Source organism: Polyangium mundeleinium, assembly GCF_028369105.1.
Lineage (GTDB): Bacteria > Myxococcota_A > Polyangia > Polyangiales > Polyangiaceae > Polyangium > Polyangium mundeleinium.
The window spans coordinates 12,902,090-12,915,291 of sequence record NZ_JAQNDO010000001.1 but is presented as its reverse complement, the minus strand read 5'-3'; the positions used below and the strand labels follow the sequence as shown (position 1 = coordinate 12,915,291).

The 13,202-nt window shown below is 70.2% G+C and carries 11 protein-coding genes; 5 read left to right on the top strand and 6 right to left on the bottom strand.

Features of this window, described 5'->3' with window-relative positions; genetic code table 11:
- Positions 1–41: 41 nt before the first annotated feature.
- Entirely contained in the window at positions 42–1,166 is a 1,125-nt protein-coding gene (gene dnaN, locus POL67_RS51125; RefSeq protein WP_271930070.1) for a DNA polymerase III subunit beta, read from the bottom strand.
- 522 nt (positions 1,167–1,688) lie between these two features.
- Here dnaN and POL67_RS51120 point away from each other — a divergent pair.
- The 4 genes from POL67_RS51120 (at position 1,689) to POL67_RS51105 (ending at position 7,265) form a co-directional block, all read left to right on the top strand.
- Positions 1,689–3,518 carry a serine/threonine-protein kinase gene (locus POL67_RS51120; RefSeq protein ID WP_271930067.1) on the top strand — a complete coding sequence of 610 codons (1,830 nt, stop codon included), beginning with the start codon at positions 1,689–1,691 and terminating at the stop codon, positions 3,516–3,518.
- Positions 3,519–3,537: 19 nt separating this feature from the next.
- Positions 3,538–4,197 carry an ATP-binding cassette domain-containing protein gene (locus tag POL67_RS51115; RefSeq protein WP_271930064.1) on the top strand — a complete coding sequence of 220 codons (660 nt, stop codon included), beginning with the start codon at positions 3,538–3,540 and terminating at the stop codon, positions 4,195–4,197.
- Between the two features lie 168 nt (positions 4,198–4,365).
- Complete coding sequence (locus POL67_RS51110; protein WP_271930061.1) at positions 4,366–6,093, top strand: hypothetical protein; 1,728 nt, start codon at positions 4,366–4,368, stop codon at positions 6,091–6,093.
- Positions 6,087–7,265 (top strand): hypothetical protein, encoded by a 1,179-nt coding sequence (locus POL67_RS51105; RefSeq protein ID WP_271930059.1) that lies wholly within the window; start codon positions 6,087–6,089, stop codon positions 7,263–7,265. Before POL67_RS51110 ends, POL67_RS51105 begins: the two co-directional genes overlap by 7 nt.
- Here the strand turns inward: POL67_RS51105 and bioD are convergent.
- From bioD to zapA, 3 genes are read right to left on the bottom strand one after another with little or no spacing between them, the layout of a single operon-like run.
- On the bottom strand, positions 7,253–7,954 hold the full coding sequence (gene bioD, locus POL67_RS51100) for an ATP-dependent dethiobiotin synthetase BioD (RefSeq protein ID WP_271930057.1): 702 nt from the start codon (positions 7,952–7,954) through the stop codon (positions 7,253–7,255). The two genes, POL67_RS51105 and bioD, sit on opposite strands and share 13 nt — an antisense overlap.
- The gene (locus tag POL67_RS51095) at positions 7,951–9,072 is read right to left on the bottom strand and encodes an aminotransferase class I/II-fold pyridoxal phosphate-dependent enzyme (protein ID WP_271930055.1); all 1,122 of its coding nucleotides are present in this window, start codon (positions 9,070–9,072) and stop codon (positions 7,951–7,953) included. The genes bioD and POL67_RS51095 overlap by 4 nt, the downstream gene beginning before the upstream one ends.
- Entirely contained in the window at positions 9,069–9,392 is a 324-nt protein-coding gene (gene zapA / locus POL67_RS51090; RefSeq protein ID WP_271930036.1) for a cell division protein ZapA, read from the bottom strand. Before zapA ends, POL67_RS51095 begins: the two co-directional genes overlap by 4 nt.
- 418 nt (positions 9,393–9,810) lie before the next feature.
- On the opposite strand from zapA, the gene POL67_RS51085 reads away from it, so the two are divergent.
- A complete protein-coding gene (locus POL67_RS51085) occupies positions 9,811–10,407 on the top strand; it encodes a hypothetical protein (RefSeq protein WP_271930033.1) in 597 nt (198 codons plus the stop codon).
- Between the two features lie 65 nt (positions 10,408–10,472).
- Here the strand turns inward: POL67_RS51085 and POL67_RS51080 are convergent, their stop codons facing one another.
- Together POL67_RS51080 and aroB are read right to left on the bottom strand one after the other, a co-directional pair.
- Positions 10,473–11,204, bottom strand: coding sequence for a hypothetical protein (locus POL67_RS51080; RefSeq protein WP_271930030.1), 732 nt, complete (start codon positions 11,202–11,204; stop codon positions 10,473–10,475).
- Positions 11,205–11,285: 81 nt separating this feature from the next.
- Complete coding sequence (gene aroB / locus POL67_RS51075) at positions 11,286–12,857, bottom strand: 3-dehydroquinate synthase (RefSeq protein WP_271930028.1); 1,572 nt, start codon at positions 12,855–12,857, stop codon at positions 11,286–11,288.
- Positions 12,858–13,202 lie beyond the last annotated feature (345 nt).

Here is a 13,202-nt window from a genome sequence, read left to right as displayed (position 1 = left end):
CCCTCTCACGGAGGGAGAGGGGTCGGGGGTGAGGGTGTGTTTCAGATCCGCATCGGCATGATGACCGAAACGTAACTCTCCGCCGCCGACTCCGTCGCGGGACGGATGACCGCCGGGTCGAGCTCGCCCGACACGCCGAGGACGACCTCGTCGTCGTTGATGCCCGCGAGCACGTCGAGGAAGTACTTCGCGTTGAAGCCGATCGTCACCTCGCCGCCCTCGTAGTCGATCGGCACCTCGTCGAAGCCGTTGCCGCTCTCGGGGCTCTCGCTCGTGATGCGCAGCGCGCGCTGCGTGACCGTGAGCTTCACGCCGCCCGTGCGGTCGCTCGCGGCGAGCGAGACGGCGCGCAGGGCCTCGGCGAGCGGACCGCGCGGCGCGCGGATGCTCCGGTCGCTCACGTTCGGGATGACCTGCTGGTAGGGCGGGAACTGCGCGTCGACGAGCTTCACCGAGAAGGTCATGCCACCGACGCCGAAGAACGCGTTCGGCCCGCTCTGCGTGATGTGCACCGTGGGCGTCTCCTTGTCGACGCCGCTCGTGAGCCGACGCAGCTCGTGGATGGCCTTCAGCGGGATGAGCATCGTCGCCGTCGCGCTCGTGCCCTCCAGCGTGACCTCCATCTTGGACAGCCGGTGACCGTCCGTCGTGACCATGCGGACGCGGTGGCCGGCCCACTCGAAGAGCGCGCTGTTCACGTGCGCGCGCGTCTCGTCGGTCGAGATGCTGAAGTGCGTGCGCTCGATGAGCCGCGAGAGGAGCTCGACCGGCAGCTCGAGCGAGGGCGCGTCGGGCGCGGCCTTCGGCAGGGCGGGGAACTCGCTGCCGGGCATGCCGTGCAGCGTGTAGCGGCGCGGCGAGCCGACGGCCTTGATGACGGTCTGCGCGCCCTCGCGCGCGGTCACCTGGATGGGCCCGTCGGGCATGGCCTTCACGCGGTCGAGCAGGTCCTTCGCCGGAACGGCCACGGAGCCTGCGCTCACGATTTCGGCCGCCGTCTGACCACTCACCGCGAGGTAGAGGTCGGTCGCGGCGACGCGCAGCGCGTTGCCGTCGGCGGCGAGCAGCACGTTGGCGAGCACCGGCATGGCGCTCTTCTTGTCGGCGACGCCCTGGCAGCGGTCGACGAGGCGCAGCAGATCTTTCTTCGCGATGACGAGGTCCATGGCCCTTCAACTCCGCCGCGGCCCAAGGCAGCGGGTCGGTCCCTCTTAGCAGGGTTATCGGCGGGGCGAAGGTCGAAAAGAGGACCGAGGCAAACGTGACCATGCTCACGCGTTACCCTCCGATCTAGGGAGGATCTATAGATCTAGATCAGGTCGTCATCGTAGGGCCTGTGGACGATGGGGAGAACTCTGGATCGGTTCATGATTTCGGTAACTTACGGAGCCACCCCCCTGTGGAAAGTTCGGGGGCATCTCGGGGTCGGGTCGGGGAGATCTTTACGGGTGGGCGGCCTCGCCCGGTCCTGTCCCCAAGCCTGACCCTGGGATCACCGGAAGTTATCCCCAGGTTGCCCCCGCTCGGGTGTATGCGCCGTGGCCTCGCCCGACAGACGGCGCGCAGATCGAACACGGACGCGCGCGCCGCGTTCGGCGTGAGCGTCCGTCGTGGGAACGAAAACGCGATCGCCGAGCGATTTTGCAGTGGCCCCCCGCTTCGGAATGGCCGAACGTAGGGCTCTCGCGATGAGCGAACTCCGCTGCCGCCACTGCGGCATCCGGCACGACGAACGACTCGTGATCTGTCCGGCGACGGGGCTCGCCATCGGGCCAGGTTCGAGTCTGCCGCCGCGCCAGGCGATGCACACGCCGCGTTCGTTCATCCCGCCCGCGCCGAGCATCCCGCGGCCCATGGGCATCCCATCGCCCCGCGTGCCCGTCGCCACGCCCGCCGCGCCCGCTCGCCCGGCACCTCCCGGCGCCGCCCCGAGCCGCAACGACGGTCCCCCCTCGCAAGGCGCGCGCAGGAGCGAGCGGCGCGACTTCGTGGGGCACGTCATCGGCGACAAGTACCGCGTGAAGGCGCTGCTCGGCGAGGGCGGCATGGGCGCGGTGTACGAGGCCGAGCACCTGGCCATCGGCCGCATCGTCGCGGTGAAGGTGCTGCACCCGAAACACGCGCAGCAGTCCGACTCGGTCGCGCGGCTGCGGCACGAAGCGCGCATCGCCGGCTCGATCGGGCACCCGAACATCTGCGAGATTCACGACCTCGGCCGCCTCGAAGACGGCACGCCCTACCTCGTGATGGAGCGGCTCGTCGGCGAGACGCTCGACCAGCGCATCAAGCGCGACGGCGCGCTGCTCGAGCGTGACGTCGCGGACGTGATGCACCAGGTCCTCTCCGCGCTCATGGCCGCGCATGCAAAAGGCATCATCCATCGCGACCTCAAGCCCGAGAACGTGTTTCTCGTCCGCAGGGCCGGCACGCCGCCCATCGCCAAGCTCCTCGACTTCGGCATCTCCAAGACGATCCACGAGGACACGTCCACCGAGCTCACGATGCCCGGCATCGTCATGGGCACGCCGTACTACATGGCGCCCGAGCAGGCGCGCGGCGACCGCGGGCTCGACCACCGCGTCGACCTGTGGGCCGCGGGCGTGATCCTCTACGAGTCGCTCACGGGCCGCCGCCCGTTCGTCGCGCGAAACTACAACGCGCTGCTCGTGCAGATTCTGACCTCGAAGCACCGCGCGGTCGCCGAGGTGCGTCCGGGCGTGACGCGCGGGCTCGAGCGTGTCGTCGACAAGGCGCTCGCGAAGATGCGCGAGGACCGCTACCAGAACGCCGGCGAGTTCCAGGACGGCATGCGACGCGCGCTCGAGCCCGAGGCGCCGCCGCCCTCGCGCCGCGCGCCGCTGCCGCCCGCGAAGATGTCGTTCTCCGAGGACGAGGACGACGAGACGAGGGTGCTCTCGTTCTCGCGCAAGGACCTCGGCCTGCCCATGGCGCCGCCGCGCTCGTCGCGCCAGAGCGTCGGGAACGCAGGCCCGCCGTCGAGCCGCATGGTCCCGCCTTCGACCGTCACCGCGCCGCACCAAGGCGCTCCTGCGCCCCACGCGAGCGCGCCCCACGCGAGCGCGCCGCACGTCCCGGCGCCGCTGCCGCCACCCTTGCCGCCGCCGGCGCCGCTGCCGCCACCGGCGCCCCCTCCCGCGCAGCAAGCATCCCAAGCGTCGAGCTCCTCGGGGGGCCCGCCGCCGACCATGCCGGCGGGGCAGCTCGCCAGCATGGGCGTGGGCAGCGGTCGTCAAGCGTGGCTGCCGCCTCCGCCTGCGCCGCTGCCGCCTCCCTCGGCGCCTGCGCCGGTGCCCATCCCGGTCCACGCTGCGGCTCCCTTGCCGCCGCCTCCGCCGCGCCCCGTCCCGCCCGCTCGTCCCGTGACCGACGCCGACGACGAGGAACGCACGCTCGTCGACCCGCCTTCGTTCAACGACGACCGGCCCTCGGGGTCCGACGACCGGCCGACGCTCGTGCGCCCGTTCCCGGCGCCGCCCGTGCCCGGGAAGGGGTCGTGAGCCTCGAAGGTCGCGTCGGATGAGCCGAGCCCCACGCCTCTCGCGGATCGTCGGCAAGGGCCTCATCAAGGCCTACGGCCCCACCGTGGCCTTGCGCGGCGTCAGCCTCACGATCGAACTCGGCAAGCTGCTCGTCATCGAGGGCGCGAACGGCTCGGGCAAGTCCACGCTGCTCGGCATCCTCGGCACCGTGATCAAGCCGACGGCGGGCACGGTCGTGTACGAGCCGCTCGGGGACGACCTGCTCGCCGTGCGCGCCGAAATCGGCTGGGTCTCGCACGAGACGATGGCGTATCCGGACCTATCGGGACGGAAGAACGTCGAGCTCGCGGCGCGGCTCGTGGGGCTCGACGCGGACGAGGCGTGGAAGCGGGCGGTGACGCGGTTCGAGCTCGGGCCGTTCGCCGAGCGGCCGGTGCGAACGTACTCGCGTGGGCAGCGGCAACGTATCGCGCTCGCGCGGGCGCTCACGCACGAGCCTTCGCTGGTTCTGCTCGACGAACCGACGACCGGCCTCGACAAGGCGGGTGTCTCGCGCCTGCTCGCGGTGGTGGACGAGGAGGTCGCGCGTGGCGCGGCCGTGGTCGTCGTCTCGCACGAGCCGGAGCTCTTCCGCGAGCGAGCCGGCGCGCGCCTCGTGCTCGATCGGGGTCGCGTGGTCGAACCAGTTACCGGTTGAGAACCTGTCGAAAAAAAGACGCAATGGGTCGTCGCCGCGAATGCGCGGTGACGATGAACGCGAATACGAATTCGCGCGAAACCCGCGAACGTCCCTAGTGTGTCGAATTTCCGTCGGCCGGTATTTTGTTTTCTTTTTTGATTTGATTCGATAAGGATCGATCGCAGCGTGTTCGATCCAGAAAATGTATTGAACCGGGGGAGCACGGGGGCGCGCTTCGTTGCGGTCTTGGCCGCGCTCTGCTTTCTCGGAATCACGACGGGCGCCGGGGCGCAGACGAAAACGTCCGCCTCGGACGCGGCGCCGATCGAGATCACGGGAACGGTGCTCGCCCTCGAAGAGGAAGGCGAGGAGCTGATCCTGGACCTCGGCGGCAACCAAGGAGCGACGGAGGGGGGGACGGTCGAAATCTGGCGCCCGCTGAAGCTCAAACACCCCGTGACCGGCAAGGTGATCTCCGATCGATTCCGGATCGGAACCCTGGAGCTCGGGCAAGTGCGGCCCTCGATGTCGATCGCCAAGGCGACCGGCACGCTCACGCGGACCCCCGAAAAGGGCGACCTCGTGATCCTGCGCAAAGCCCCGCCCACGGCCCCCACGAAGCCCGACGCCGGAGGCGCGGCCCAAGCGCCGGATAAGCCCGCCGGCGAAGGCGATGCGGCGAGCGCCGATCCCGAGGCCATCGTGATCGCCACGATGTTCGACAAGCTCAAGGGCGCCGACCTCGTGACGCGCATCAAAGCCTACGAGGATTACGTCCGGGAGAAGCCGAACGGCCGGTATGCGCGCGTGCTCTACGAAGAAGCCGCGTCGCTGCGCCGGCTGCTCGAAGCCGAGGGCAAACCCGGCGCGAAATCCGCACCCGCGAAAGGCCAGACCACGCGGACCGAGCCTTCGCTCGTGAGCTTCAAGCCCCCGAAGGCGGCCGTCGAAGGCAGCCCGCTCGAGCTCGCGGTGGAGCTCGACGACCTGGCCACGGGCGCAATCCTGCACGTGCGGACGCGAGGAAAACAGACGTACACACCGCTCGTCATGGCGAGCGCTGGCCTCGGATACTGGGCCGCGACCGTGCCCGGCGACCGGCTCGTGTCCTCGGAGATCGAGTATTTCATCGAGGCGACGATGGAGAGCGGCGACGCGAAGGCCGTCGTCGGCATGCCCGGTTCGCCCGAGCGGATCCAGATCCAGGACGCGCCCAAGATCGCGAAACCGGAAAAACGTATCGCGTCGGCGATGTTGCTCACGGACTTCGCCGACTACAACGGGCTCAAGGGCAACGATCGGGTCTGGCAGACCGAAGGCACGTTCGGGCTCCGGTACGGCGACACGGGCGTGCGCGCGCTGCGCACGGGGTTCGGCGTCTACCGCGGCGTCGGCGGATCGCTGAACGACCTCGACACGCTGGGGCTCTCGGGCCGGCCCGTGGGGCTGACCTACGGCTACCTCGAAACGGAGGTCGGCTTCCACCGGCTGTTCGGCGTGATCGGCAGGGTGGCGATCGGGCTGCTCGACGACGGCATCTCGGGCGGCGGGCAGATCCTCTTCCGCATCGGCAACGACCGCGAGACGAACCTGGTCCTCGGCGGCGAGCTGCTCGGCGGCGTGGGTCTGCGCGGCTTCACCCAGCTCGAACTGAACACCTTCAAGCGGGTGCCCATCCTGGTCCGGACCGAGGTGACGAACCAGCCGGCCGGATCGAGGACGTTCCAGCCCCCGACCGAGAACGGGCAGCCGACGTTGTCGACCGAGGAAGGCGAGGTCGGCGCGCGCGGGATCGTGCAGGTGGGCTACCGGCTCACGCCCGGGCTGGTCGTCGCGGCGCGGGTGTCGTTCCAGGGCCGAACCATCAACCATGCAGGGCCGGGCTTCGGCGGAGCCGTGGGGTACGAATGGTGACGCGAACCTTCGCGAAGACCCTGGCCGTGTTCAGCACGGCCGCGTTGTCCCTGTCGCTCGCGCCGCCTGACGCCGCGGCCCAAAAAGCCGCGGACGCTCTGGCCGGCGAGGCGCCGAAACCCACGGCGCCGCGCATCCATCATGCGCCGATCGCCAGCGCGGAGCCGGGCACGAAGCTCGTGCTGGAGGCGTCGTTCGAGCATGCGGAGCTCCTCCGGCACGTGCTCGTCGTCTACCAGACGGCGCTCGGCGAGATGAAGGCCGTGCCGTTCCAACGAGGCGGCGAACGAGGCTACACCGCCGTCATCCCGGGCGAGGCGATGAAGGCGCCGGGCATCGGCTACACGATCGAGGTCGAGCAAACGAACGGGACACGCGTCTCGGCGTTCGCCTCCCGGAAGCACCTCCATCCGGTCAGCGTGATCGAGGACCGGACCGACGCGCAAGAGCGCGCAGCGCTGAGTCGGCTCGGCGGGCGTCGCTCGGTCGTCGGGGTGTCGGGCGAGTACGTGGGCTTCGGCAACACGACGGGCACGACGCCGATCCCCTGCGCGGCGGGTCAGCCGACCTGCCAGGCGGGCGAAGAGGTGCTGCCTTCGGTCGACGAGCGGTACTACCGGGTGGAGGCCAGCTACACGTACCGGCCCCTGCGCACGGTGTCGGAGTTCGGCTTCCGGCTGGGCCTCGTGCGCGGGTGGTCGCTCGTGTCGCTCTCGGAGTTCAACGAGGAGCGGTACAAGGTCGGCCTGAACTTCGGCGCGGCCCGGATCCGCTTCCGTCTGCTCGACCTCTGGCACGTGGAGACGGAGCTCCTGACGAGCGTCACGGAGATCGGCTTCTCGGTCGGCTTCGGGGCGTCGACGTTGATCGGCGACCCGTACGGCTCGAAGCTCATCCTCGGGTTCGAGTCGATCGGCCTCGGCGACAGCGCGCCGTTCGGGAATCGGTTCTACAGCCGGCTCGACCTGGTCGCAGGTGACCGCGTGCTGGTGTCGCCGATCGTCGAGGTGACGGACATGCCAAACGCAGAATCGTACGGCGTGCGCCTGCTCGGCGAGGTGGGCATCGCGCTCGGGCGTGGGTTCTCGGTGCAGCTTCGCGGCGGCTACCAGGCGCGAAGGTCGACCTCGGGAGGACCCGGGTTCGGCGGCAGCGTGCTCTACGCGTTCTGAGTCTGGTCCTGGAGGGCGAGCGTCGAGAGCACCAGCTTCGCCGACGCCCTCGTCTCCTCGGCCGTCGGCTCGGCCCGGGGGAACACGACCAACCCCGGGACGATCTTCAACTCCACGAGCTCCTCCGCATTCGTCCCGGTGGACGCGTCCGCCACCGCCGGCGGCTGGAGCACGAGCAGCGGCGCCGGCAGGTCCGGGGCCATCGTGCGCATCGCGTGCAACGTGACCGCGACATCGTGGAGCACGCCCAGCCGATCCGAAGCCACGAGCAGGAGGTGATCGGGTCGCAGCACGCGCGCGAGGTCCAGGTTGACGAGCCCCGACCCGAGCGGCGACAGCAACGCCCCCGCCGTCTCGATGACCAGCACCTCCGCGCACGCATGCGCGTCGACCCACTCGGTCACGCGCCTCAGGTCGATGCCCATCCCCAAGCGACGCGCGGCAAGGTGCGGCGAGACCGGATCCGGCAGCGCGTAGGGCGGGGGATGTTTCACGTGAAACGTGCTGAACGCCGCGAGCGCGGAGGCATCGGTGGCCGTCGCGGATGAGGGCTCGGCCGGGACGCCGGACTCGATGGGCTTGAGGCCGGCGACCGAGACGCGGGCCGAGGCGAGGGCCGAGACGAGGGCGACACCCGCGTGGGTCTTGCCGACCCCGGTGCCGGTTCCGATGACGACGATGCGGCTCATGGCTTCCAACCCTCCGCGAAGGCAGCGACGATCCGAGAGAGGTCCGCGTCGGTGAGGCCCGCATGGGCGGTGACGCGAAGGCGCGAGGTGCCCGCCGGCACGGTCGGGGGGCGAATGGCCTGAACGAGGATTCCGCGCTCGCGGAGGCGGAGGGAGATCCGAACAGCCTCCTCGGGAGGACCCACGAAGCAGGGGAGGATGGGTCCATGCGAGGGGAGGAGCGCGTCCCCGACGATGGAGGTGAGGTCGGCGCGCAAGCGGTCGGTGACCCGGTCGAGCCGAGCCCGCGCTTCGTCATCGGCCGCGACGCGGAGGACCCGATGCCGAATGGCCGCGGCGAGCGCAGGGCTGATGCCCGTTGAAAACACGAAGCTGCGCGCGCGGTTCCAGAGCCAGGTGCGAAGGACCATCGACCCGGCCACGAACGCACCCTGAAGCCCGAGCGCCTTCCCGAGCGCCCCCACGAGGACATCCGGCCGAACACCCACCCGCGCCGCAAGGCCGCGACCTTCGGGCCCGAGGGCCCCGACCGCGTGGGCCTCGTCCACGATGAGCGCCGCATCCCATCGGTCACACGCAGCCCGAAGCCGGACGAGGTCGGGCGAATCGCCATCCATGCTGAAGTACGACTCGGTCACGAGCCACCGTCGCTGCGCCCCCTGCGCCTGCTCGAGCGCAGCCTCGGCGGCAGCCACGTCCCGATGAGGAACGACGACGACCTTGGCCCCCGAGAGGCGGCAGCCATCAATGATGGAGGCGTGGTTCAACGCATCCGAGACGATGACGTCCCCCGGCCGCGTGAGGGCCGAGAGGGTGCCAACGTTCGCCGCATACCCGGACGAGAAGAGGAGCGCGGCCTCCACGCCGAGCCAGGTGGCGATCGCCTGCTCGGCGAGCGCATGCTCGGCATGATGCCCGCTGACGAGGCGTGAAGCCCCAGCGCCGGAGGGCGCCTCCGCGGGTGCAGGCCAGGGGTCGGTGCCGTAGCCGAGATAGTCGTTCGAGCAGAGGACGAGGCATCCCGCGGGCGGAGGCGCGCTCGGCTTGCGGAGCAGTCCTGCTTGTTCGAGCGCCGTGATCTCCGCCGCGAGATGGCGAAGGGCGCCGCGTTCGGTCATCGATCGTCCTCGTCGGGGGCATCGGCGCCGGGTTCGAGGGCGCCGAGGGCAGCATCCACACGTTCGAGCATGCGACCGAACGCAATGCGGGTGCGGGCCACCTGGTCGGTATGCCGAGCGCGCTCCTCTTCGAGGTCGTGGGCGAGGGCGAGCGCGGCGAGGAGGAGGGCCTGGGGGTTGACCATGCGGCCGGGTCCAGCGACCTGGGTGAGCTTCTCCTCCACCATGAGGGTGAGGCGGTGGAGCTCGTCGTCGGACGCGGAGGTGACGACCCGGTATGTCTGACCGCTGATGCGGAGCTGGACCTGACGGCCACCCATGGCGGGGGGACGGTACCATGCGGGGGGCCGGGATGCGAGGCGGGGAGGGAGTTCGGCGGGGGTGGGCCACCCGGAGGGGCACTCGGGGGTGTTCTGATTGGATTTGGGCGGGTGGGGTGTTTTGCAGGGTGGCGCCCGAACGTCTCGCTCGGGTGGGTGCGTCCGGTAGCGGGGTGGCCCCTGGCACTGAACCGCCTCGCGAGGACTGACCGTGGGCGTACCTCGCTCGGTTCTCTTTCGTGCCCCTCCGGGTGGCCCACCCCCGCCGAACTTCCTCCTGCGTCGATCTTAGGGGATAGGGAGGAGGGGGGTGGGGGGATGTTTCACGTGAAACGTGGGGGGTTGCTTGACGGGGTGGGGGAGGGTGGGCGATGGGAAGAAGATGGAAAGCAGGCGGGCGTGCTTGCGAGGGTCTGGGTTGGGTCGGGCGGGACGGCGGGCGCTCGTGGGCGGGGCCGTGCTGGTCGGGTGCCTGGCGGTCGGGGCGGAGGCGCAGGCCGAGCCGCAAGGGACGGTCGGGTTGACGATCGGCGCCGCAGGGCGAGGGCTCGATCGAAAGATCTGGGACCAGACGGTCTTCCACCTGGGGCTGCGGGGGGACGTGTTGTTCGGTCGGAGCAAGGTGACCGACTTCGGCGTGGGTCCCTATGCCGAGGTGATGACGCACGCCTTCGACGAAGTGCAGTTCGGCGCCGGGGTGTCGACGCTGTTCCCCGTGCTGCAAGCGTTGCCCCTCGTGGTCTCGGTGGGCGGGTACGGGCGATACGCCCCGATGCAGGGGCTCGAGCCGGGGGTAGCGGGAGCGCTGTTCTGGGGGAGCCGCAGCTACAACTTCCACGCCTCGTACGTCATGGCCTTCGGGCTGCTCGCGCAGTTCCGGTACGGGCTCGGTCCTTCGCGGGAGACCTCGATCGTGATCGGCGCGCAGCTCGACCTGGTGGCGTTGAGCTTACCGTTCCAGCTCCTCTTCAACGCGATTCGCGGAGGGTCGCGGGATACGAGACCCGTGCGGTGACGGGTCCGGCGGGATGTTTCACGTGAAACGTTGGGGGCGCTTGGCCCTGGGTGGGTGAGGGCGGCTCAGGGGGGGGTGCAGAACGGGTTCACCCCCACGCAGACTCGGCAGTCGACCGCGTTGTCGACGCCGGGTCGGCAGACGCCGGTCGGACCGTCATCCGTGATGCTGCAATCCCGTCCGGGCTGGAGAGGGTCGTCGGCCTCGCCCGGGAAGGAGACGAGGCAGCCGCGGCAGACGTCGACCGGCCACTGAAACTCGCCGGTGGCGATCTCTTCACCACCGAGCGTATGACCACGCACGATGACCCTCGCGAGGACCTCTACAGGGCCTGCATTCGCGCCACCCACAACCGTCGCCGAGGTGCCCGAGTCGACCAGCACGACATGCGCAATGCCGTACCCCGGCTCGGCGCCAGTCGCCGGGTCGGCGAACCCGCTGGCCGCCGCGGAGAAGGCGGCCAGCTCGTTTCCCGCCGAATCGAAGGTGTGCACATCGGCGCTCTCGAAGATGACGCGGGAGGTCTCCGTGCGAAGCGTGGCGGCATTGCCGCGCCGGACCATCTGGTTGCCGACGAGCAGCGCCGCGCTGTACTCGCTGCTGAACGCGACGTCGAGGGTGCCGCGGAAGATGACCGGGGCCGAAGCCTCGGCCGTGACCTCGCAGGTCTCCTCGGGGAACTTCAGGACCCCCCGGACGAAGAGGCTGCTCTCGTTCTCCGCACAACCAGCGCCAAGCGATGCGCCGAGCGCCAGAAGCGCGGTCAAACTGCCGACATGCCTTCGCTGGATCTTCATGGTGGAGGAGCCTCCCTCGACGCCTGAGGTCAACCGTCAGTGTATCGGGAAAGGCGCCAAGCCGGCAAAGATCCGCAGGGTTCAGACGGAAGCGCTCTGCATCCCCGCATGAAGGAGGCGCCCCAGCGCGTCGAGCGAGAGGAGCTCGATGCGAGGTCGTCCAAGGCCTTCGAGGAGGACGACACGAATGCCCGCCACGGTGCGCTTCTTGTCGAGCGCGGCAAGGCGAAGGCCCTCGTCGATGGGCTCACGGGAAAGGTCGGTGGGCAAGCCGAGGTCAACGAGGAGGCGCTCGATGCGCGCCGCCGCCTCAGGGTCGGTGACGCCGAGGGCGCGACCGACACGCAGGATGGCGACCATGCCGAGCGAGACGGCCTCGCCATGGGTGAGGCGGGTGTAAGCGCCGGCCGCCTCGAGCCCATGCCCGATGGTGTGGCCGAAGTTGAGAAGGACCCGATCGCCGGACTCCCGCTCGTCGCGGGAGACGATCTCCGTCTTCACCCGGACCGCGCCGAGGACCATCTCCCGAACGAGGTCGAGGTCACGGGCAAGGACACGCGTGCGCTCCCGGCCGACGAGCTCGAAGAGGGAGAGGTCGGCGATGGCCGCCGCCTTGACGACCTCGGCCAGGCCGGAGACGTAGGCCCGGGGGGACTCGCTCTGCACGCGCGCCGGGTCGATGAGCACGGCCGAGGGCTGGTGGAAGGTGCCAACGGCATTCTTGGCGACCCCGAGGTCGACGCCGGTCTTCCCACCCACGGCGGCATCAACCATCGAGAGCAAGGTCGTGGGCATCGCGACCCACCGGACGCCACGAAGCAAAAGGGACGCGGCAAACCCGGCGACATCGGAGACGACCCCCCCGCCGAGGGCAACGACGAGGCACTCCCGGTCCGCACCCGACTCGACGAGGGCCGCGAGGATACGCTCGACCGCCGGGAGCTGCTTGTGGGGCTCACCGGGCGGAAGGACGACGGTGGCCGGGACGCGGAGGCCCACGGTGCGGAGAGCATCGAGGACCGGTTCGAGCGCGAGCGGCGCGACGTTCTCATCCGTGACGACGAAGACGGCGGAAGGCGCAAGGGTACGCGCGACCTCGGCGAGGGTGCGCGGGGCGTCGTGGGTGAGGCGGACCGGGTAGGACCGAGCGCCGAGCGGGACGACGAGGGTAGGGTCGAGCCAGGCACGCAGGACAGCATCGGCGACATCGTCCGGGGAGCGATCATCGGTGCGAAGGTGAGCATGGGCCTCGGCGTAGACGGGCCCGCGGGAGGCGAGGAGGCCGCGGAGGCGCTGGAGGCGGTCGGGGGCTTCGTCGAGGAGGGGTCGACCGGGCGCCGCCGTGCGCGCAGCGAGGGTGTCGGGTCGCGCCGTGAGGGTGACGATGTGCGCGTGGGCAAGGGCAAACGCGCGAAGCTCCGGGTCGAGGAGGGTGCCGCCGCCGAGCGCGATGACGCGAGGCTCGGGAGACGCGAGGAGTCGACGAAGGGTGTCGGCCTCGAGGGCGCGGAAGGCTGGCTCGCCGCCAGGTTCAGCAAAGAGGGCCGGTACGGAGCGGCCGGTGGTCTGCGTGATGACGGCGTCGAGGTCGAGGAAGGGGACAGCCGCCTGTGCCGCGACGAGGGGGCCAATGGTGGACTTGCCAGACCCCATGAGTCCGGAGAGGAGGAGGGGACGCTGGGGGCGAGGCTGGGGAATGGGGAGCGCAGGCATGGGGGTTACGATTCGATGGGGGAGAGGATTTGTCTAGGTGGAGTGAGCGCGGAGGGGGCGCCGGGCGGCGGGAGGTCGGGGGGGCTGGGGGCCCCACCCGAACTCGCGAGCCACGCCGGACGGATTGGGAGGGTGTCGAGGTTTGGGCAAGACCCGGGAGGGGATGGATGTCGCCCACCGGCTAGGTCACGTGGGTGAGGGTTGGGGTGTGGGGTTTCGAGAGGTAGGGCGTGGCTCGCTCAGACAACGGGTCCCCCCCCCAGCCCCCCCGACCTCCCGCCGCCC

Coding starts and splice junctions, on each gene's coding strand:
- POL67_RS51120 (WP_271930067.1), top strand. CDS start 1,689: ATGAGCGAACTCCGCTGCCGCCACTGCGGCATCCGGCACGACGAACGA.
- zapA (WP_271930036.1), bottom strand. CDS start 9,392: ATGGGTGGCCGTCAGGTCCAGCTCCGCATCAGCGGTCAGACATACCGG.
- bioD (WP_271930057.1), bottom strand. CDS start 7,954: ATGAGCCGCATCGTCGTCATCGGAACCGGCACCGGGGTCGGCAAGACC.
- POL67_RS51080 (WP_271930030.1), bottom strand. CDS start 11,204: ATGAAGATCCAGCGAAGGCATGTCGGCAGTTTGACCGCGCTTCTGGCG.
- POL67_RS51115 (WP_271930064.1), top strand. CDS start 3,538: ATGAGCCGAGCCCCACGCCTCTCGCGGATCGTCGGCAAGGGCCTCATC.
- dnaN (WP_271930070.1), bottom strand. CDS start 1,166: ATGGACCTCGTCATCGCGAAGAAAGATCTGCTGCGCCTCGTCGACCGC.
- POL67_RS51105 (WP_271930059.1), top strand. CDS start 6,087: ATGGTGACGCGAACCTTCGCGAAGACCCTGGCCGTGTTCAGCACGGCC.
- POL67_RS51095 (WP_271930055.1), bottom strand. CDS start 9,072: ATGACCGAACGCGGCGCCCTTCGCCATCTCGCGGCGGAGATCACGGCG.
- aroB (WP_271930028.1), bottom strand. CDS start 12,857: ATGGGGTCTGGCAAGTCCACCATTGGCCCCCTCGTCGCGGCACAGGCG.